Raw genomic sequence first — 19204 nt, 5'->3', positions numbered from 1 at the left:
ACGACAGATGAACGATCACACCACCCTCGCCCAGGCCAACCCCGCCGCCGGCACCGATCCCTGGGCGACCTCGGCACCCGATGCCGCGTCCGCCGTGGAATCGGCACCGGCCGCCGACCCCTGGGGCGCCGCCGATGCAGCGCCCGCTGCCGACAGCACCGACGCCTGGTCCACCGGCACCGACGCGGCCGCCGGCAGCGACTGGCTCGGCGCCGCGGCCGATGCCGTGCCCGCCACGCCGGACGGCTTCTCGCTGGCCCAGCTCTGGGACGGCAGCCTGCCGGTGGAGTCCTGGATCAACCAGGGCCTGGCCTGGACCGTGGAGCACTTCCGCCCCTTCTTCCAGACGGTGCGCGGCCCCATCGACGCCACGCTGCAAGGCGTCGAAGGCCTGCTGCAGTCCGTGCCCACCCTGGCCATGATCGCCCTGCTGGGCCTGCTGGCCTGGCAATTCGCCGGCCGCGCCATCGCCATCGGCGGCGTCGTCTCGCTGCTGCTCGTGGCCATGCTGGGCATCTGGCCCGAGGCCATGGTCACGCTGTCGCTGGTGCTGACCTCGCTGGCCTTCTGCCTGGTGCTGGGGCTGCCGCTGGGCATCCTGCTGGCTTCCAGCGACCGCGCCAACCGCATCGCCCGCCCGGTGCTGGACGCCATGCAGACCACGCCGGCCTTCGTCTACCTGGTGCCCGTGGTCATGCTGTTCGGCATCGGCAACGTGCCCGGCGTGATCGTGACCATCGTGTTCGCGCTGCCGCCGCTGGTGCGCCTGACCACGCTGGGCATCCGCCAGGTGCGGCCCGACCTGATCGAGGCCGCCCGCGCCTACGGTGCCTCGCCCTGGCAGATGCTGGTCAAGGTGCAGCTGCCGCTGGCCATGCCGTCCATCATGGCCGGTGTCAACCAGGCGCTGATGCTGTCGCTGTCGATGGTGGTGATCGCCTCCATGATCGCCGTGGGCGGCCTGGGCCAGATGGTGCTGCGTGGCATCGGCCGGCTCGACATGGGCCTGGCCACCGTCGGCGGCCTGGGCATCGTGCTGCTGGCCATCACGCTGGACCGCATCACCCAGGCCATGGGCCAGCCCAGCCGCGGCGCGCGCCACTGGTGGCAGACCGGGCCGGCCGGCCTGGTCTGGCGCCAGCTGCACAGAAACAAGCCCGCCTCGACGGCGCCGGCCGGAGCCGCGGCCGCCGGCAAGGCGGCCACGGCAACCGAATCCGAATCCGCATCCACGGCCGCCCTGGCCGTGCACATCCACTGAATCCACAACGCAAAGGAGTCTTCGCATGAACTTCCCGACCACCACCTCCACCTGGCGCACGGTGCTGGCCTGCGGCCTGCTGGCCGCCGGCAGCGCCGCCGCCATCGCCCAGGACCTGCCCGGCAAGGGCATCAAGGTGCAGCCCCTCAAGAGCTCCATCGCCGAGGAAACCTTCCAGACGCTGCTGGTCAGCCGCGCGCTGACGAAGCTGGGCTACGACGTGCAGCCGATCCGCGAGGTCGAGTACGCCACCGCCTACCTCGCCATCGCCAACGGCGACGCCACCTTCCTGGCCTCGGCCTGGAAGCCGCTGCACGACGACTTCTTCAAGAACGCCGGTGGCGACGCCAAGCTGTACCGCCAGGGCACCTACTCGATCAATGCGCTGCAGGGCTACCTGATCGACAAGAAGACGGCCGATGCGCACAAGATCCGCAGCATCGACCAGCTCAAGGAGCCGGCCATCGCCAAGCTGTTCGACACCAACGGCGACGGCAAGGCCGACCTGACCGGCTGCAACCCGGGCTGGGGCTGCGAGGCGGTGATCAACCACCATCTGCAGGCCTACGGCCTGTCGAACAGCGTCACGCACCAACAGGGCAGCTACGCGGCGCTGATGGCCGACACCATCACGCGCCACAAGGAAGGCAAGCCCATCCTGTACTACACCTGGACTCCGTTCTGGGTCAGCGGCGTGCTGCAGCCCGGCAAGGATGTGGTCTGGCTGCAGGTCCCGTTCTCCTCGCTGCCCGGCGAGCAGAAGGGCATCGACACCCAACTGCCCAACGGCCAGAACTACGGCTTCACGCCCAACACCCAGCACATCGTGGCCAACAAGGCGTTCGCCCAGGCCAACCCGGCCGCGGCCAAGCTGTTCGCGCTGATGCAGGTGGCCGTGGGCGACATCAACGCGCAGAACCTGCGCATGCGCGATGGCGAGAACAACGCCGCCGACATCGCGCGCCACACCGATGCCTGGATCAAGGGCCACCAGAAGACCTTCGACGGCTGGATCGCCCAGGCGCGGGCGGCGGCCACGGACTGAGCGAGGCCACGCCCACACGGGCCGGCGCCTGAGCCCGCCTTGCCGGGTTGCGGCCGGCATCCGGGCATGTCCTACAGACGCCGCGCCGCGCGCGGCGTAGCGTGTTGCCGCACGACAGGACAGGCCATGCAGCAGCACAACAAGAACCACCGTCCGCGGGCAGCCCGCCATGGCTGACCCCGTCACCCTGTGGCGCACCGCCCTCTGGACGGTCGCGCTCCTCAACATCGCCGTCTGGAGCTGGACGGCCTGGCGCGTGCACCGCGCCGACCTGCCCCGCGATGCCCAATGGCACGGCCTGCGCCGCCTGCAGCTGTGGCTGTCGGCCGGCTATGTGTTCGGCTGCGCCTTCCGCTCGGTGGTGCCGGTCTACGACATCCCGCGCCTGGTGATGGTGGATGCGCCCTGGTCCAGCGTGCTGGTGGGCCGCTCGGTCGCCACCGTGGCCGAGCTGTGCTTTGCAGCGCAATGGGCGCTGATGCTCAAGGACACCACGCGCGGCGGCGACCGGCCGCTGGCGCGGCTTGCGGCGCTGCAGATCGTGCCGCTCATCCTGATCGCCGAGTTCTGCTCCTGGTACTCGGTGCTGAGCACCTCCAACCTGGGCCACACCCTCGAGGAAAGCCTGTGGGGCCTGTGTGCCGCGCTGGTCGCGCTGTGCCTGCTCACGCTGTGGCCCCGCGTGGCGCCGGCCCAGCGGCCGGTGCTGGCGCTGTGGGTGGTGGCGGCCGGCGCCTACGCGCTGTACATGTTCGCGGTGGACGTGCCCATGTACTGGCAGCGCTGGCTGGCCGACGAGGCCGCCGGCCGCAACTACCTCGGCCTGGCCGCCGGCGCGGCCGACGTGGCGGGCCGCGTGCACGTCTCCACGCACTGGGCCGACTGGAAGACCGAGGTGGTCTGGATGACGCTGTACTTCAGCGTGGGCGTGTGGGCCAGCATCGGCCTGGTCCATGCGCCGCGGCTGCAGCTGCGCGCCCCGGCCAGCCGGCCCCGGCCATCGCCGAAAATCGCCGCATGACGACCACCACCTACGAGATCAGCCTGATCCTGCCCGACCCGCACGACCCGCGCCCGCGCAGCATCCAGGTCAGCGCGGCCTACATCGACAACGAGAAGGACCTCAGCCCCGCGCAGAAGGCCGCCATCCGTGCGCTGCCGCCCGGCGGGGTGTGGACCGGGCGCGCCATCCAGATCAAACGCCTGGCGGACAAGCCCAAGGCCTGACGCCAGCGCAGCGCAGGCCGCGCGCCGCGGCTAGCGCCCCTTGGCGTCCGAGAGTTCGTCCACGCGCCGTTCGAAGGTTTCGGCACAGCGCCGGTAGCCCTTGTGCTCCTTCTCGAACTTGGCCACCGCCTCGCGGTCGGCCGGCTCGAACAGCTGGCCGATGCCCTGCTCCACGGGCTCGAAGCCGCGGTGCGCGAACAGCAGCAGCCGGCGCGGCGTGAGTGCCAGCTGGGCCTGCTCGAAGCTGCAGCCGCACACGTCGCGCGTGGCGCGCAGGTAACCCAGCGACTTCGCACCGAAGCCGGCCTCCTTGGACAGCCGGTTCAACAGCAGCTCGTCCAGCGGGTACAGCAGCGCCGTGCAGCGCGCCATGTAGGTCTCGCGGTCGACCTCGATCTTCTGGGCCGAGGCCAGGCCGGGCAGGAGCAGCAGCAGGGCCGAGCAGGCCAGCGCGGAAATGGGGCGCATGGGCATCGTGTGGGCGGGTTCAGCGGCCGGCCATGGTAGTACAGGCGGGCGGCCGGGCCGGCCATGCCCGCCGCCCGTCGCGCTGTGTAACCTTCCTCACCGACAGGGCGCCACGCCGTGGCCAGACTGCGCTGCATCCCCTTCAACCAACGGAGTTCCGATGCACCGCACTTGTTCTGCACTGCCCACCCTGCCCACCTGCGCCGCCGCGCTGGCCGCCCTGCTCTGCGCCCCGGCCCAGGCCGGCCTCGTCAACTGGCAGCAGGCGCTGGCCAGCGGCACGCGCGCCACCTTCAGCGCCACCCACATCACCAGCCCCACCGTTGTCGACATCGGCAACGTGGGCAGCAACCGCGAAGGCGATGCCACCTACGAGTTCATCGTGCAGGGCAACTGGCATGCCATCGCCGGCAGCCTGCTGGGCTCCAACACGGGCGGCCAGCACCAGGCCATCCGCTTCCAGCAATACGGTTCGGCCACGGTCGGCGCGACCGAATACGGCGTCTACGACCATTCCTTCGACGTGCCCACGGTGTTCGGCCAGCCCGTGGTGCTGACCTTCACGAGCTTCGGCCAGTACGGCCAGACCTTTCTGTACGTGAACGGCAAGCTCATGCGCGACTACGCCACCGGCGTGGGCTACGTCGGCATGGCGCTCACGCTGCACGGCCAGGTGGCGCTGGGCGGCACGCTGGTGGATGGCGGCGGACTGCTGGGCGCGGACAACTTCAACGGCAGCATCCTGGGCTTCGCGGCCTACGACGACCTGCCCGACGTGCACGAGATCCGTGCGCATGCCAATGCCTTCTTCGCCGATGACCCGGTCACCGAGCCCGAGCCGAACCCGGTGCCCGAACCGGCCACCGCACTGTTGTTCGGCCTGGGCCTGGCCGGCCTGGGCTGGGCCGGGCGGCCGCGGCGCTAGAGGGCCACCACCATGCGCCCGCGCGTGCCGCGCTCGCGCATGCGCGCCATCGCCTCGGGCAGCTGCGCGAACGGCAGCTGCTGCGCGATGCGCGCCAGGTGGCGCGGCTTGTAGTCGCTGGCCAGCCGCGCCCACACGGCCTGGCGCAGCGGCATCGGGCTGTTGGCGTTGATGCCGATCAGCCGCACGCCGCGCAGGATCAGCGGCAGCACCGTGGTGTGCAGCTCGGCGCCGCCCGCATTGCCGAAGCTCGTGACCACGGCCTCGGGCGCCGCGCTGCGCAGCAGCCAGGCCAGCATCTCGCCGCCTACGGCATCGACGGCGCCGGCCCATTGCGCCTTGTCCAGCGCGCGGCCCGCACCCGCGGCCGCATCGGGGGCCAGCACGCGCGCCGCGCCCAGCGCGCGCAGGTAGCCGTCGGCATCGCCCTTGCCGCTCACCGCCACCACCTCGTAGCCGCGCCCGGCGAGGATGTCGATCGCCACGCTGGCCACGCCGCCGCTGGCGCCCGTCACCACCACCGGCAGGCCGCCCGGCGCCAGGCCGTTGTGCTCCATCCAGTGCACGCAGAGCGCCGCCGTGTAGCCGGCCACGCCCAGCGTGCCGGCCTCCTCCAGGCTCAGCCCGGCCGGCAGCGGCAGCGCCCAGTCGGCGCGCACGCGGGCGTACTCGGCATGCCCGCCGTCGTGGTCCACGCCGATGCCGAAGCCGTGGACCACCACCGCGTCGCCCGGCGCGAAGCGCGGGTCGCCCGACTGCACCACCAGGCCCGCCAGGTCGATACCGCCGATGCGCGGGTACTGCCGCACGATCTGGTTCAGGCCGGCCGCCGCCAGCGCGTCCTTGTAGTTGATGCTGGTGTAGGCCACGCGCACCAGCAGCTCGCCGGGCGAGAGATCGTCCACGCCCAGCTCGACGAAGCGGCCGCAGACGGGGCCGTCCGCCGCGTCGCGGTGCAGGCGGAAGGCATGGAAGCGTTCGGGCGCCATCTCAGTCCGCCTTGATGTTGGCGGACTTGCTGACACGGCCCCATTTCTCGGTCTCGGCCTTGATCAGCGCGGTGAACTCGGCCGGGCTGCAGCTCTCGGGCTCGATGCCCAGGCGCGCCAGGTGCTCGCGCATCTGCGGCGTGGCCAATGCCTCCACCATGGCCTTGTTCAGCGTGGCGACGATGGCCGGCGGCGTGCCGGCCGGCGCCAGCAGGCCCCACCAGGACGAGGCCTCCATGGGCACGCCCAGCTCGCCCGTGGTCGGCACCTCGGGCAACAGCGCGCTGCGCTTGGCGGCGGCCACGGCCAGCGGGCGCAGCTTGCCGGCCCGGATCATGCTGTTGGTGGGCGGCAGGTTGTCGAAGCTCAGGTCGATCTGCTTGCCCACCAGCGCCGCCACCGCCTCCGAGCTGCCCTTGTAGGGCACGTGCAGCAGCTGCGCACCGGTGGTGGCGCGGAACAGCTCGCCCGCCAGGTGCGGAATGCTGCCGTTGCCGGCCGTGCCGTAGCTGAGGCCGTCCTTGGTGCTGCGGGTCTGGGCGATCAGGCCCTTCAAGTCCTTGAGCGGCGACTCGGCGTGGACGACCACGTACACCGGCGCCTTGGTGATCAGCGAGATCGGCGCCAGGTCGCGCTGCGCGTCGTAGGGCAGCTTGTCGAACAGCACGGCGTTGGTCGCCAGGTTGGCCGTGCCCAGCAGCAGCGTGTAGCCGTCGGGCGCGGCACGCACCACCGCCAGCGTGCCGCTCTGCGTCGAGGCGCCGGCCTTGTTCTCCACGATGAAGCTCTGGCCGAAGACCTCCGTCAGCCGCTGGCCGATGGCGCGTGCCGCGGTGTCGGCACCGCCGCCCGGCGCATAGGGCACGATGATGCGCACGGGCTTGTCCGGGTAGCCGGCGGCGTGGGCCGCGGGCAGTGCCGCGGCCAGGGCCAGCAGTGCGGCGGTGGCCGCGCGGCGCGTGCAGGCCGCGGCGGAGAAGGTGGTGGTCGGGGCGCGCATGTCGGTCTCCTGGTGTGTGTGTTCAGCGCAGTTCATGGCCGGCGCGGGCCAGCGTGCGCTTGGCGATGTTGAGCTGGTGGATCTGGCTGGTGCCCTCGTACAGGCGGAACAGCCGCACGTCGCGGTAGAAGCGTTCGATCGCATGGCCGCGAATGAAGCCCGTGCCGCCCAGCATCTGCACGCAGCGGTCGGCCACGCGGCCGCACATCTCCGAGGCGAAGTACTTGCACATCGAGGCCTGCATGGTCACGTCCTCGCCGGCGTCGCGGGCGCGGGCCGTCTCCAGGATCAGCGCACGCGCGGCGTGGATCTCGGTCTGGCAGTCGGCGATCAGCGCCTGCACCAGCTGGAAGCCCGCCACCGCCTGGCCGAACTGCGTGCGCTGCGCAGTGTGCGCCACGGCCTCGTCCAGCATGCGGATGGCCGGGCCCGTGCACAGCGCGGCCAGGTGGATGCGCTGCTTGTTCAGCACCTTCATCGCGGTCTTGAAGCCGTTGCCGGTGTTGCCGGCGCCGCCCACGATCTGGTCGGCGTGCACGCGGCAGTTGTCGAAGAACACCTCGGACACCGGCGAGCCGGCCTGGCCCATCTTGTCGTAGGGCTGGCCCGTCGAGAGGCCCGGCGTCTCGCGCTCGACCAGGAAGGCCGTGATGCCGCGCGCCGTGCGGTCGTCCGGGTCGGTGCGCGCCATCACCGTGAACAGCCCGGCGATGGGCGCGTTGGTGATGAAGCACTTGGCGCCGTTCAGCACGTAGTGATCGCCGTCGCGCACGGCGCTGGTCGTGAGGGCCACGGCATCCGAGCCGGCCTCGGGCTCGGTCAGCGCGAAGCAGCCCGTCAGCTCGCCGCGCGCCATGCGTGGCAGGTAGCGGTCCTTCTGCGCGGGCGTGCCGTCGGCCACCAGCGCCTCGGAGCCGATGCCGGTGTTGGTGCCCACGCGGGCGCGGAAGGCCACCGAAGCCTGCGACAGCTCCATCGCGGCCAGCACCAGCTCCTCGGTCGTCATGCCGGCGCCGCCGTAGGCCTCGGGGATGGACCAGCCGAAGTAGCCGCTGCGCGCCAGCGCGGCCACGAGGTCGGCCGGCACTTCATCCAGCCGCTCGACCTCGGCCTCGCGCGGGATCATCTGCTCGCTCACCTGGCGGCGCACGCCGGCCAGCAGTTCCTGGAATGCCTCGGGATCTCGGATCATGTTCGTCTCCTTCTTCAGATGACGCGGGCAGCGCGCAGCGCGGCCAGGTCGGAATCGGTCAGGCCCAGCGCGCCGTAGATGGCGGCGTTGTGCTCGCCGGTGGCGGGGCCGGTGCGCGGCGGCGCCGGCGTGTGCTGGCCGAAGCGCGGCACGGCGGCCGGCGCGGGCACCGAGCCCAGCTCGGCATCGGGCAGGCGCCAGAACGCCTCGCGCGCCTGGAAGTGCGGGTCTTCCAGCACGTCGGCGATCGAATAGATCTTGCTGAAGGGCACGCCGTGCGCCTCCAGTTGCGCGGCCAGCCCGGCGTACTCCTGCGTGGCGAACCATTGCGCGATGGCCCCGTCGATCTGGTCCAGGTGCCGCAGGCGCTGCGGGTTGCTCGCGAAGCGCGCATCGTCGGCCAGCCCGGGCTGCCCCATCGCCGTGCAAAGCCTGCGGAAGATCGCGTCGGAGGAGCCCACCAGCGTGATCCACTGCCCGTCCTGCGTGCGGTAGATGTTGGATGGCGCCGTGTAGCTGGCCCGCGCGCCGGTGCGGCCGCGCACCTCGCCCAGGCATTCGTGCTCGGCCGCCAGCGGCTCCAGCACGCGCAGCAGCGCCTCGGTGGCCGAGAGGTCGACCTCGCGCCCCGGCGCCTGCGGGTCGCGCGCCCGCTCGGCCGCCAGGCTCGCGATGGCGAAGGCACCGAACAGGCCGGCGATGGAATCGCCGAGCGGGAAGTTCATGTGCAGCGGGTTGCCGCCGGCCTCGCCCGTCAGGTGCGCCAGCCCGCCCATGGCCTCGAAGATCCGCGCGAAGCCGGGCCGTCCGGCATAGGGCCCGGTCTGGCCGAAGCCCGTGAGCCGCAGCACCGACAGGCGCGGGTTGGCCGCCTGCAGCGTGGCCCAGTCCAGGCCCCACCGGTCCAGCGTGCCGGGGCGGAAGTTCTCCACCAGGATGTCGAAGCCCGCGATCAGCTGCAGGAACAGCGCCCGCCCCTCGGGCTTGCGCACATCGAGCGAGACGCCGGCCTTGCCGCGGTTCAGCACCTTCCAGTACAGGCCGGTGGGCGCCAGGCCGCGCAGCGGGTCGTTGCCCTCGGGCAGTTCCAGCTTGACGACCTCGGCGCCCGCATCGGCGCACAGCGTGGCGCCGAAGGGCGCGGCCACCACGGTGGCCATGTCCAGGATGCGCAGGCCGGCCAGCGGGCCTCCAGTGGCGTGGGCCGCGGCGTGGGCCGGGGCGTCGGGCGTGGTGGGGGTCATGGCGCCGCCTTGGGCAGCGTTGAGCAGGGGTTCACCGGCATCGTTCGTCTCCGTCGTTCAGGTCGATCCGGTGCGCAGCTTAGGTTTGGCACCCTCCCGCCGCCAATGCTTGTTTCGCTATATTGAACGCGTGCACGCCGCCGCCGATCCCCGCTACGCCAGCAGCCTCGCCCATGGCCTGGCCCTGCTCGACGCCTTCGCCGACGCGCCGGCCGGCCTGTCCAACAAGCAGCTGGCCGAGCGCACCGGGCTGTCCAAGGCCAGCATCTCGCGGCTGAGCACACAGTTGCTCGCGCGCGGCCTGCTGCTGTTCGACGCCGGCACGCGGCGCTACCGGCTGGGCAGCAGCGCGCTGACGCTGGGCTATCCGCTGCTGGCCAGCCTGGGCGTGCGCCGGCTCGCGCGGCTGCCCATGAGCCAACTGGCCGAGGAACTGGGCGGCGCCGTCTCGCTGGCCATGCGCAACCACCGCCACATGGTCTATGTGGAGACCTGCCGCTGGCACCAACCTTCGGCCTTCAAGCCCGACGTGGGCGCCGCCCTGCCCTTGCTGGCCAGCGCCGTCGGCCGCGCCTGGCTGGCCAGCGCCGCGCCCACCGAGCGCGCCCAGGCGCTGGCTGCGCTGCGCGCGCACGAACCGGCCCAGCTTGCGGCCTGGGCGCCGGCGCTGGCCCAGGCCCGGCGCGACTTCGCGCAGCGCGGCCTGTGCTTCTCGCCCGGCCATTTCCAGAGCGAGGTGCACGCGGTGGCCGTGCCGCTGGACGTGCGCCTGGGCGGCGAACGCCTGGTGCTCAACTGCGGCCTGCCGGCCCGGCGCCTGGCACCCGGCGAACTGGCCGGCCGCGTCGCCCCGCGGCTGCTGGCCCTGGCCCGGCGCATCGAGCAGGAATGGCGCGCCGAATCCGCCGGCACCGCGCCGCCCGCTGCCGCCTGGCCGCCGCAGCCCGCACCCGCGCCGCCCGCGCGCCGCCGTGCCGGCGACGACCCGGCCACCGCCGCCGCGCAAACGCTGGCGCGCGGCCTGGACCTGCTGGCCTGCTTCCAGCCCGGCGACGAGGTGCTCGGCAACGCCCAGCTCGCGCGCCGGCTCGGCCTGTCGCCGCAGACGGTGGTGCGGCTCACCCACACGCTGGTGCAGCTGGGCCTGCTGCGGCGCAACCCGCTCGGCAGTGGCTACCGGCTGGGCGCGGCCACGGTGGCCATCGCCTACCCCATGCTGGCCGGGCTGCGCCTGCGCGCGCTCGCGCGGCCGGGCATGCTGGCGCTGTCGCAGCGCATCGGCGGCGCGGTCTCGCTGGGCCTGCGCCACCAAGCCGGCATGGTCTACGTGCAGACCGCCTGGCGCACCGACAACCGGCTGCTGCCGCCCGACACCGGCGCGGTGATGCCCATGCTGTCCACCGCCATGGGCCGCGCCTGGCTCTGCGGCGCGCGCCCCGCCGAGCGCCGTGCCGTGCTCAACGAGATCGCCGTGCGCGACCCGGCCGCGGCACACCGGCATGCGGGTGTGGTCGAGCGCGCCATGGCGCAGTTCGCGCGCCACGGCCATTGCAGCTCGCGCGACTTCCGGCCCGAGATCGAGGCCGTGGCCGTGCCCTTCGCCCAGCCCGTGGACGCGATCCGCTTCGTGCTCAACTGCGGCGTGCTGGCACCGCAGCCGCTGCCGGCGCGCCAGGTGCTGGCGCTGGGCAGCGCGCTGACCGAGCTGGTGCAGGAACTGGAGGCCGCGCTGGCCCCCTAGCGCCTCAGGCGCCTGCCAGCACGCGCATCGCGCCGTAGAACAAGGCCGCCAGGAACACCGTCTCCAGCACCATCAGCGCCACCGGCCTCCAGCCCACGTCCAGGATGTCCTTGAGGTGTGTCTTCATGCCGATCGCCGCCATCGCGGCGACCAGGAAGACCTGGGAGGCCTGGTTGCCCGCCGCCACGGCCGCAGCGGGCAGCACGTCCAGGCTGTTGACCGCCACCAGCACGACGAAGGCCGCCGCGAACCAGGGCAGCGGCGGCTTGTCCTGCGGCGCAGCATCGGCCGCCATGGGCTGGCGCGCCGCCTGCGCGTGCGTCAACCAGGCCGCCAGGCCGATCACGGGCACCAGCATCGCCACGCGCATGAGCTTGACCACGGTGGCCGCATCTCCGGTGGCGTGGCCCATGCTGTAGCCTGCGCCCACCACCTGCGCCACGTCGTGGATGGTGCCGCCCAGGAACAGGCCCGCCTGCAGCGGGTCCAGCCCGAGCCAGCGCGCCAGCAGCGGGTACAGCAGCATCGACAGCGTGGACAGGCTGCTGACCCCGATGACGGTGAACAGCGTGGCGCGCTCCTTCAGCGGGTGCTGCGGGAACGCCGCCGCGATGGCGAGCGCGGCCGATGCGCCGCAGATGCCCACGGCAGCGCCGGACAGCAGGCCGAAGAAGGTCTTGAAGCCCATGGCCCGCGCCATGGCGATGCCGAACGCGATGGTCGCGACGACCGAGATCGCCACCATCGCCACCGGTTCCCAGCCCATGGCCTGCACCTGCGCGGCCGTGATGCGCAGGCCCAGCAGCGCCACGCCCCAGCGCAGCACACGCCTGGCCGTGAACTCGATGCCGGGCCGGCAGCGCCCCTCCTGCGAGAGGAAGTTGACGGCCATGCCCAGCAGCAGCGCGAACAGCATGACCGGCGCGCCGTAGTGCCCCGACAGGTACAGGGCCGCCACCGCGACGATGGCCACCACCACCACGCCGGGCGACAGCGCGGACAGCCGGGCGCGCAGGGCGTGCATGGGTTCAGGCGGCCTTGCGCAGGAAGCCCTGCTGCGCGCCGTTGCGGTTCGGCGCGAAGCCATTCGCCAGCAGCGTCTCCTCCACCGTGTCGTAGAACACGCCGATCTTGCAGATCTCGCGCGCTTGCTGCGCCGTGGCGATCGGCCGGCCGAACTCGCGGCTGATGCGCACCAGTTGCTCCACCTGGGCCACGGTGCCGATCTTGGCGCTGCGCGACTGGTTCCACAGGTTGTCCTCGGTGCCGCAGCGCACATGCAGGCCCATGGCGATGCCCATCATGTTCACCGGCAGCACGTTGAGCACCGAGCTTTCCACCGTCAGCATCGCGCCGTCGGGCACGGCGCGCACGAAGTTGGCCAGGTTGTAGATATTGGGCGCGTCCATGCCGCCGCCGATGGCCACCCAGTTCAGCACCAGCGGGCCCTTGTAGATGCCGCGGCGCATCAGCCGCTCCACCGACTCGAAGCTGTTGATGTTGTAGCACTGGAAGGCGCTCTGGATGCCTGCGGCCGACAGGCGCCGGATGTGCTCCTCGGCCCAGCCCGGCTGGGCCGGCACCGTCATCTCCTTGTAGGCGTTGAACACCGCCGGGTCTTCCATCGAGGTGCCCTGGATGTCGCGCAGGTCGAACTGCTCCAGGATGTTCATCTGCGAGGTGTTGATCGTCACCGTGACCTGGTCGGGCTTGGGGTCGAGCTCGGCCAGCATGTGCCGCGTGTCGTCGCTGAGCCACTTGGCGGCCGCGCCGTCGCTCTCGGGTGCGAAGCTGATCGAGCCGCCGACCTGGATCACCATCTCGGGCACGCGGGCGCGCACGCCAGCGATGAGTTCGTTGAACTTGGACAGCCGCTTGCTGCCCTTGCCGTCCAGCTCGCGCACATGCAGGTGCAGCACCGTGGCGCCGGCGTTGTAGCAGTCCACCGCCTTCTGGATCTGCTCTTCCATGGTCACGGCGATCTCGCCGGGGAAGTCCGACGGCACCCAGGAGGGCGCGTACGGGGCGGCGGTGATGACCAGGGGCTGCTGGTTCTCGGGGAACAGGTGGCCGTCGAGGAAGTTCATGGCAAGGGTCTCCGTTGGGGTGGTTGTTCAGAAGGTCGGCGTGCCGACGATGCCCGCGCGTTCCATCTTGCGGTGGCAGGGCGGGTAGTCCATCACGGCGTAGTGCTGCGTGGCGCGGTTGTCCCAGATCGCGACGCTGTGGGGCTGCCAGCGCCAGCGCACCTGGTATTCGGGGATGGCGGCCTGGTTGACCAGGTACTGCAGCAGCGCGCTGGCGCCCTGCGTGAAATCCTGGCCAACCCTGACGTTGGCGGCGGTGTGGAAGTTGGTGAAGTGCGTGGTGAAGCCGTTCACGAACAGCAGCTTCTCGCCCGTCTCCGGGTGGGTGCGCACCACCGGGTGTTCGGCGTCGGGGAACTGGGCCTTGAGCGCCAGCCGCTTGTCCAGCGGCATGGCCGCGCCGAAGGTGGCTTCGATGCTGTGGCGGGCGCGCAGCGGCGCGATCAGGTCCTTGATGTGCTGCGGCAGCTTCTCGTAGGCCAGCGCCATGTTGGCCCACATGGTGTCGCCGCCCACAGGCGGGCATTCCACGCAGCGCAGCACGCAGCCCATGGCCGGCGTCTCGCGCCAGCTGCCGTCGCTGTGCCAGGAGTTCTCGTAGCGGTCGTTCGGCTGATCGGGCGACTTGTAGATGCGCACCAGGCCCGGGTGTTCCGGGTCGCTGCCGGCCACGGGGTGGTCTTCCAGCGCGCCGAAGCGGCGCGCGAAGGCCACATGCTCAGCACGGCTGAAGTGCTGGCCGCGCAGGAACAGCACCTTGTGCGCCAGCAGTGCAGCCTTGATCTCGGCGAACAGGGCGGCGTCGTGCGCGGCGTCGGACAGGCTCACATCCAGCAACTCGGCGCCCAGGGCGCAGCTCAGGGGTTCGATGCGCATGGCGTCTGCTCCTCAGATGACGAAGATGGACGAACCGGTCGTCTTGCGCGATTCCAGGTCGCGGTGCGCCTGCACGCAGTCTTCCAACGCATAGCGCTGGTGGATCTCGATGCGGATGCGGCCCGCCGCGATGTGGCCGAACACCTCGGCCGCCAGCTCGGCCTTCTCGGCCGGGTCGGCGATGTAGTCGGCCAGCGCGGGGCGCGTGACGAAGAGCGAGCCCTTGCGTGCCAGCAGCGCCGGGTCGAACGGCGGGATGGGACCGCTGGCCGTGCCCACGCAGACCAGCAGGCCGCGCCGCTTGAGCGAATCCAGCGAGGCCATGAAGGTGCTTTGGCCCACGCTGTCGAACACCACGTCCACGCCGCGCCCGCCGGTCAGTTCGCGCACGCGCTGCGCCACGTCCTCGTGGCTGTAGTCGATCGTGTGGGTGCAGCCATGCGCGCGCGCCAGTTCGGCCTTGGCCTCGGTGGAGACGGTGCCGATCACCGTGAGCCCCAGCAGAGCCGCCCACTGCGCCACGATCAGCCCGACGCCGCCCGCCGCGGCGTGCAGCAGGATGGTGTCGCCCGCCTTGAACGGGTGGATGCGGCGCATCAGGTAGGCGGACGTCAGGCCGCGCATGGTCATGGCCGCCGCCGTCTCGCACGAGATCGCCTCCGGCAATCTGATCAGCGCATCGGCGGGAACCAGGCGCTCCGTGCTGTAGGCCCCCAGGGTGTTGACGAAGCCCGTGTAGCTCACGCGGTCGCCCACGGCCACGTGGTGCACGTTGGCGCCCAGCGCCTGCACCACGCCCGCGCCCTCGACGCCGATGCCGCTGGGCAGCGGCACAGGGTAGGTGCCGTTGCGGAAATAGGTGTCGGCGTAGTTCAACCCGACGGCCACATGGCGCAGCAGCACCTGGCCCGGGCCGGGCTCGCCGACCTGCACCTGCTCGACACGCAGCACTTCGGGGCCTCCGGTGGTGTGGAATCTGACGGCTGTGGCCATGGCTTGTCTCGCTTTCGTTGGGGGGATTCGGTCTCTGGACTGTAGGAACCGGGGGCACGGCGCGCTTTGCAATCCATGCCAGGTGCTTAGCTTTCGATGCCAGAATCGCGTCCACCACAAGGGGGACGTTATGGCGGTGCAGGTGCGCGCGGCGGCGCTGACGAACTTCGCCGAGGTGGCCGCCAGCCTCGGGCTCGACGCCGCCCTGGCCCTGCGGCGCGTGGGGCTCCAACCCCGCGTGCTGCGCCAGCCCGACCAGCGCATCCCCACGAGCGCCGTGGTGCAGCTGCTGGAGCAGGCCGCCGCCGCCACGGGCTGCGACAACTTCGGGCTGCGCATGGCGCGCTCGCGCCAGCTGTCCGACCTCGGCGTGGTCAGCCTGCTGCTGACGCACCAGCCCACGCTGCGCGCCGTGCTGGCCACGCTCATCGCCTACCTGCACCTGGTCAACGAATCGCTGGCGATGCAGACCGAGGACGCGGGCCGCCTGGTGATCGTGCGCGAGGAGATCGTCTCCAGCCTGCCGGCGCGCCAGTCGGTGGAGCTGGCCATCGGCGTGCTGTACCGCATGTGCGCCGCGCTGTTCGCCGAGCGCTGGCGCCCCGTCAGCGTGCACTTCGCGCACGGCGCGCCGGCCGATGCGGGCCTGCACCGGCAGCTGTTCCGCTGCCGGCTGGTGTTCGACAGCGGCTTCAACGGCTTCGCCTGCGCGGCGGCCGATCTGGACGTGCCCAACCCGGCTGCCGACCCGGGCCTGGCGCGCTACGCGCAAGGCCTGGTCGAGGCGCAATCGCCCGGCCGCGACTCGGCGCAGCAGCAGGTGCGCAGGGCCATCTACCTGATGCTGCCCACGGGCCGCGCCACCTGCGAGGCGGTGGCGCAGGGCCTGGGCACCAGCCTGCGCACGCTGCAGCGCCAGCTCGACGCCGAGGGCGCCACCTTCGCGGCGCTGCTGCACGAGGTGCGGCGCGACCTGGCGCGCCAGTACCTGGCCAACGCGCGCTATGGCGTGGGGCAGGTGGCGGCCATGCTGGGCTACAGCACGCACAGCGCATTCACGCGCTGGTTCGTGGCCCAGTTCGGGTGTGCGCCGGAGGCATGGCGGCGGCAGGGCAAGCCGCTCGTGTGAGGGCGGCCTCGGTCGGCCTATCGCTCAGCTGCGCCCGCCACCGTGGTCCGGGCGGCGCCTGTCGTGTTTGACCACGAGAACGTGGATGTCCGCAGGATATGCGCGGTAGATGACTGTGTAGGGGAACCCTGTGGTCGGAAAGCCCCTGCGGCCTTTCGTTCTGGGGGTGCCGATGCCGGGGTTCGCGTGCAGGAGTTTGGCGACCCGGTAGAACTCTGCAAGGAACCTGGCAGCTACCGCAGGTGAGCCCTCGCGCTCGTAGAAGGATGCGGCTTCCTCGAGGTCTTGTTCCGCCAGGGGATGCAGGAAGATGCTCATCCGGGGAAGCGGGCCCGAAGCCGGGCCATTGCATCTTCCAGCGGAACGCCTGCGACGGTGCCGGAAGCCAACTCCGCGTCGCGTTCCGCGGCCACCGTCTCCCACTCTTGCTCCGCGTCGGCATCCACATCCAGGCTGGCGACCAGCCGTTCGAGCAGGCGGGAACGATCTTCCTTTGACAGACCCAGAATCTGGGCCTGCAGAATCTCAAGGGTGGCTGACATGGCCGGTCCGATCACGATGGTCCTCAGGAGGCGATAGCTTGCCACAAGCCTGTTGCCAGGACGGGCGACAGTGGCTTGCCGACCTACGCCCCCGCCTGCCTGCGCCATTGCAGCGCGCTGCACCCGAAGCTCGCCCGAAACCAGTGGCTGAACGCACTGGCCGACGAGAAGCCCAGCAGCGCAGCCACGTCGGCCAGCGGCAAATCACTCTCGCGCAGATGGCGCTGCGCCACGTCCACGCGCACCTGCTGCAGCAGGCCGGTGAAGCCCAGGCCGTCGGCCGCCAGGTGCCGGTGCAGCGTGCGCCGGTCCATGCGCAGGTGGTGGGCCACCTGCTGCGCGGTGCAGCGCCCGCCCGGCAGCAGGGCCAGCATCAGCTGGCGCACCGTCTCGACCGAGCCGACGCGCCGGCTCGACAGCGCTGATTCGAGGTAGCCGCGCGCAAAGCCCGCCACGCCCGGGTTGCTCGGCGCCTGCGCGATCTGCAGATCGGCGGCCGCGCACAGCAGGCCGTTGTAGTCCTGGTGGAAGGCCACGCGGCGGCCGAAGAAGGCGCGGTGCGCCGCCGGGTCGGCCGGTGGCCGGTGCGTGAAGCCCACGCCCAGCGGCCGCCACTGCGGGCCGATCAGCTCGCGCAGGATGCGGAACATCACGCCAATGGCCAGTTCCATGGACTGGCGCATGGCGCGCGGGCGGCGCAGCACGAGGTCTTCGCGGATCAGCACGGCGCTGCCCACCTCCTCGATGCGCGTGACGAGCGAGGCGTTCAGCAGCCGCAGGTAGCGGCACAGCGTGTCCAGCGCCTGGCGCGGCGTGGGCTCGTCGCGCAGCACCAGGCTGATGGGCCCGAGGTTGGACAGGTCGCGCATGGCGGCCAGGCGCAGCGCGAAGTCCTCGGTGCGCGTGGCGGCGGCCGTGTCTTCCAGCAGTTCGCAGACCGCGTCGGACGAGATCAGCGTTTCGGGGTCCTTCAACAGCCGCGCCGAGAGGCCGGCCGCGCGCAGCAGCGGCTGCGGGTCGTGGCCCAGCGCGTGCACCAGCTCGGTGTAGCCGCGCAGGCTGGCGCTGCGGATGGGTAGCAGGGTGTCGGTCACGGGCGATGTCCCAAGTGCGCAAGTATGTGTCCCAGATCATCAACTGCGGCCTGGGGAGTCTCCCTAGCATCGGGCCACGGCTTCCACCAGAGAAGACCTGCAAGGAGACAACGATGAAACACCGCAGCGCGTCCTGCGCACCCCTGCTCGGCCTCGCCGGCCTGGCCCTGCTGGCCGGCCCGGCCCTGGCCCAGACGCCCCCGCCCGCAACTGCGGGCGTGAGCCTGTACGGCGTGCTCGACGCCGGCGTGCTGTCGATCTCCAACACCTCGGCCGGCAGGGCCGGCTACGTGCCGGCCGCCAGCACCGGCGCGCGGCTGACGGGCTACAAGGACGGCGGCCTGGGCGCCAGCAACTGGGGCCTGCGCGGGCACGAAGACCTGGGCGGCGGCTATGGCGCCTTCTTCCAGCTGCAGGGCAACGTCAACACCGCCAGCGGCACCATCGGCGGGCCCAACAGCGCATCGGCCACGGCGGCGTTCAACCAGTTCTCGGTGGTCGGGCTCTCGGGGCCGTTCGGGCAGCTCAAGCTGGGCCGCCAGGTCACGCCGATGTACTTCGCCATGGCCAGCACCGACGCGCGTGGTGCGCGCTACTTCGGCAGCGCGCTGACGGCGCTGGTGGGGCTCAACAGCGCCAGCGGGGTGTTCATCGGCAACAACTCGAACGCGGCCTTCGGCGCCATCTACAACGACAACGCCGTCGTCTACACCTCGCCCACCTGGCAGCACCTGACGCTGAACCTGAGCCATGCCTTCGGCGAAGGCAACGGCGCGTCGAGCGCGAACCGGCAGCAGAGCGCCACGCTGCTCTACAACGACGGCAGGCTGCGCCTGTCGGCCCTGCTGTACGACGGCCACGGCAACAACCTGCCGGCCGCCACCGCGCTCTACACCGCGGCGCTCGGCAACGCCGCCGCCGGCCAGGCCGCCGCCACTGCCGCGGGCTTCACGCCCACCGCCCACACCAACCGGCTGGTGTCGCTCGGCGCGCTGTACACCTGGGATGCCTACACCGTCAGCGCAGCCGTCTACCGCGCGCGCAACCCGGCGCGCGCGCTGGTGCCGGGCGGCTCGGCCAGCCTGAACCTGTGGACCGTGGCCGCGGGCTGGCGCATCGCGCCGCTGGTGAACCTGACGGCCGGCTACTACCGCATGACGGACAACACCAACGCCGGCCACCAGGCCACCCAGTTCGCGGCCGGCGTGGACTACGCACTGTCCAAACGCACGATGCTGTACGCCCAGGGCGCGTCCGTGCGCAACGCGGGCGGCAACATGAACCTGAGCCCCGTCTATGCCACGCCAGTCGCCGCCGGCAAGAATGTGAGTGCCTGGATGGCCGGCCTGCGCCACACGTTCTGACGCCCACGCACCACGAACAGGAGACGC

Annotated in this window: 20 protein-coding genes; 8 read left to right on the top strand and 12 right to left on the bottom strand. The window is 71.6% G+C overall.

The features are described from left to right. The first annotated feature begins 7 nt into the window (after nt 1-7). From proW to DES41_RS26900, 4 genes are all read left to right on the top strand, one after another. Nucleotides 8-1261 (top strand): glycine betaine/L-proline ABC transporter permease ProW, encoded by a 1254-nt coding sequence (gene proW, locus DES41_RS26915; RefSeq protein WP_114470684.1) that lies wholly within the window; start codon nt 8-10, stop codon nt 1259-1261. A 25-nt stretch (nt 1262-1286) separates the two neighbouring features. Continuing rightward, nucleotides 1287-2306, top strand: a complete 1020-nt coding sequence (gene proX / locus DES41_RS26910) for a glycine betaine/L-proline ABC transporter substrate-binding protein ProX (RefSeq protein WP_114470683.1) — start codon at nt 1287-1289, stop codon at nt 2304-2306. A 169-nt stretch (nt 2307-2475) separates the two neighbouring features. After that, nucleotides 2476-3327: a hypothetical protein gene (locus DES41_RS26905; protein WP_114470682.1), complete on the top strand. Its 852-nt coding sequence runs from the start codon at nt 2476-2478 to the stop codon at nt 3325-3327. After that, on the top strand, nt 3324-3533 hold the full coding sequence (locus DES41_RS26900) for a hypothetical protein (protein ID WP_114470681.1): 210 nt from the start codon (nt 3324-3326) through the stop codon (nt 3531-3533). The genes DES41_RS26905 and DES41_RS26900 overlap by 4 nt, the downstream gene beginning before the upstream one ends. A gap of 30 nt (nt 3534-3563) precedes the next feature. Here the strand turns inward: DES41_RS26900 and DES41_RS26895 are convergent, their stop codons facing one another. Then, nucleotides 3564-4001, bottom strand: coding sequence for a hypothetical protein (locus tag DES41_RS26895; protein WP_147282971.1), 438 nt, complete (start codon nt 3999-4001; stop codon nt 3564-3566). A gap of 160 nt (nt 4002-4161) precedes the next feature. On the opposite strand from DES41_RS26895, the gene DES41_RS26890 reads away from it, so the two are divergent. Beyond that, nucleotides 4162-4926: a PEP-CTERM sorting domain-containing protein gene (locus DES41_RS26890; protein ID WP_170168299.1), complete on the top strand. Its 765-nt coding sequence runs from the start codon at nt 4162-4164 to the stop codon at nt 4924-4926. Here DES41_RS26890 and DES41_RS26885 read toward each other — a convergent pair. Genes DES41_RS26885 through DES41_RS26870 form a run of 4 tightly spaced genes read right to left on the bottom strand, consistent with a single transcriptional unit; the run spans nt 4923 to nt 9351 of the window. Then, entirely contained in the window at nt 4923-5915 is a 993-nt protein-coding gene (locus tag DES41_RS26885; protein ID WP_114470678.1) for an acrylyl-CoA reductase family protein, read from the bottom strand. The genes DES41_RS26890 and DES41_RS26885 overlap by 4 nt on opposite strands. A 1-nt stretch (nt 5916) precedes the next feature. After that, on the bottom strand, nt 5917-6915 hold the full coding sequence (locus DES41_RS26880) for a tripartite tricarboxylate transporter substrate binding protein (RefSeq protein WP_114470677.1): 999 nt from the start codon (nt 6913-6915) through the stop codon (nt 5917-5919). 22 nt (nt 6916-6937) lie between these two features. Beyond that, nucleotides 6938-8107 carry an acyl-CoA dehydrogenase family protein gene (locus DES41_RS26875; protein ID WP_114470676.1) on the bottom strand — a complete coding sequence of 390 codons (1170 nt, stop codon included), beginning with the start codon at nt 8105-8107 and terminating at the stop codon, nt 6938-6940. Nucleotides 8108-8121: 14 nt separating this feature from the next. Then, nucleotides 8122-9351 carry a CaiB/BaiF CoA transferase family protein gene (locus DES41_RS26870; protein WP_114470675.1) on the bottom strand — a complete coding sequence of 410 codons (1230 nt, stop codon included), beginning with the start codon at nt 9349-9351 and terminating at the stop codon, nt 8122-8124. A gap of 130 nt (nt 9352-9481) precedes the next feature. Here DES41_RS26870 and DES41_RS39775 point away from each other — a divergent pair, with 130 nt between their 5' ends. Further along, entirely contained in the window at nt 9482-11092 is a 1611-nt protein-coding gene (locus tag DES41_RS39775) for an IclR family transcriptional regulator (RefSeq protein WP_342769691.1), read from the top strand. A gap of 4 nt (nt 11093-11096) precedes the next feature. On the opposite strand, the gene DES41_RS26860 is transcribed toward DES41_RS39775, so the two are convergent. Genes DES41_RS26860 through DES41_RS26845 form a run of 4 tightly spaced genes read right to left on the bottom strand, consistent with a single transcriptional unit; the run spans nt 11097 to nt 15048 of the window. Continuing rightward, nucleotides 11097-12116, bottom strand: coding sequence for a YeiH family protein (locus tag DES41_RS26860; RefSeq protein WP_114470673.1), 1020 nt, complete (start codon nt 12114-12116; stop codon nt 11097-11099). 4 nt (nt 12117-12120) lie between these two features. After that, entirely contained in the window at nt 12121-13179 is a 1059-nt protein-coding gene (locus DES41_RS26855; protein ID WP_114470672.1) for a beta-keto acid cleavage family enzyme, read from the bottom strand. Between the two features lie 27 nt (nt 13180-13206). Then, nucleotides 13207-14055: a TauD/TfdA dioxygenase family protein gene (locus tag DES41_RS26850; RefSeq protein WP_114470671.1), complete on the bottom strand. Its 849-nt coding sequence runs from the start codon at nt 14053-14055 to the stop codon at nt 13207-13209. A gap of 12 nt (nt 14056-14067) precedes the next feature. Next, nucleotides 14068-15048 (bottom strand): quinone oxidoreductase family protein, encoded by a 981-nt coding sequence (locus DES41_RS26845; protein WP_114470670.1) that lies wholly within the window; start codon nt 15046-15048, stop codon nt 14068-14070. A 130-nt stretch (nt 15049-15178) separates the two neighbouring features. Between DES41_RS26845 and DES41_RS26840 the strand changes: the two genes are divergently transcribed. After that, complete coding sequence (locus DES41_RS26840) at nt 15179-16177, top strand: AraC family transcriptional regulator (RefSeq protein WP_114470669.1); 999 nt, start codon at nt 15179-15181, stop codon at nt 16175-16177. Nucleotides 16178-16201: 24 nt separating this feature from the next. Here the strand turns inward: DES41_RS26840 and DES41_RS26835 are convergent, their stop codons facing one another. The 3 genes from DES41_RS26835 to DES41_RS26825 all read right to left on the bottom strand — a co-directional run bounded on the left by DES41_RS26835 (nt 16202) and on the right by DES41_RS26825 (nt 17813). Next, nucleotides 16202-16495, bottom strand: a complete 294-nt coding sequence (locus tag DES41_RS26835) for a type II toxin-antitoxin system RelE/ParE family toxin (protein WP_114470668.1) — start codon at nt 16493-16495, stop codon at nt 16202-16204. After that, a complete protein-coding gene (locus DES41_RS26830; RefSeq protein ID WP_114470790.1) occupies nt 16492-16719 on the bottom strand; it encodes an addiction module protein in 228 nt (75 codons plus the stop codon). Before DES41_RS26830 ends, DES41_RS26835 begins: the two co-directional genes overlap by 4 nt. Before the next feature lie 83 nt (nt 16720-16802). Next, nucleotides 16803-17813: an AraC family transcriptional regulator gene (locus DES41_RS26825; RefSeq protein WP_114470667.1), complete on the bottom strand. Its 1011-nt coding sequence runs from the start codon at nt 17811-17813 to the stop codon at nt 16803-16805. 113 nt (nt 17814-17926) lie between these two features. On the opposite strand from DES41_RS26825, the gene DES41_RS26820 reads away from it, so the two are divergent. After that, nucleotides 17927-19177, top strand: a complete 1251-nt coding sequence (locus tag DES41_RS26820; protein ID WP_170168298.1) for a porin — start codon at nt 17927-17929, stop codon at nt 19175-19177. Nucleotides 19178-19204: the final 27 nt, after the last annotated feature.

The sequence above is a fragment of the Pseudorhodoferax soli genome, from assembly GCF_003337555.1.
GTDB classification, from domain to species: domain Bacteria; phylum Pseudomonadota; class Gammaproteobacteria; order Burkholderiales; family Burkholderiaceae_C; genus Pseudorhodoferax; species Pseudorhodoferax soli.
Note: the sequence above shows the minus strand (reverse complement) of the source record. Positions and strands in the feature narration are given on the sequence as shown.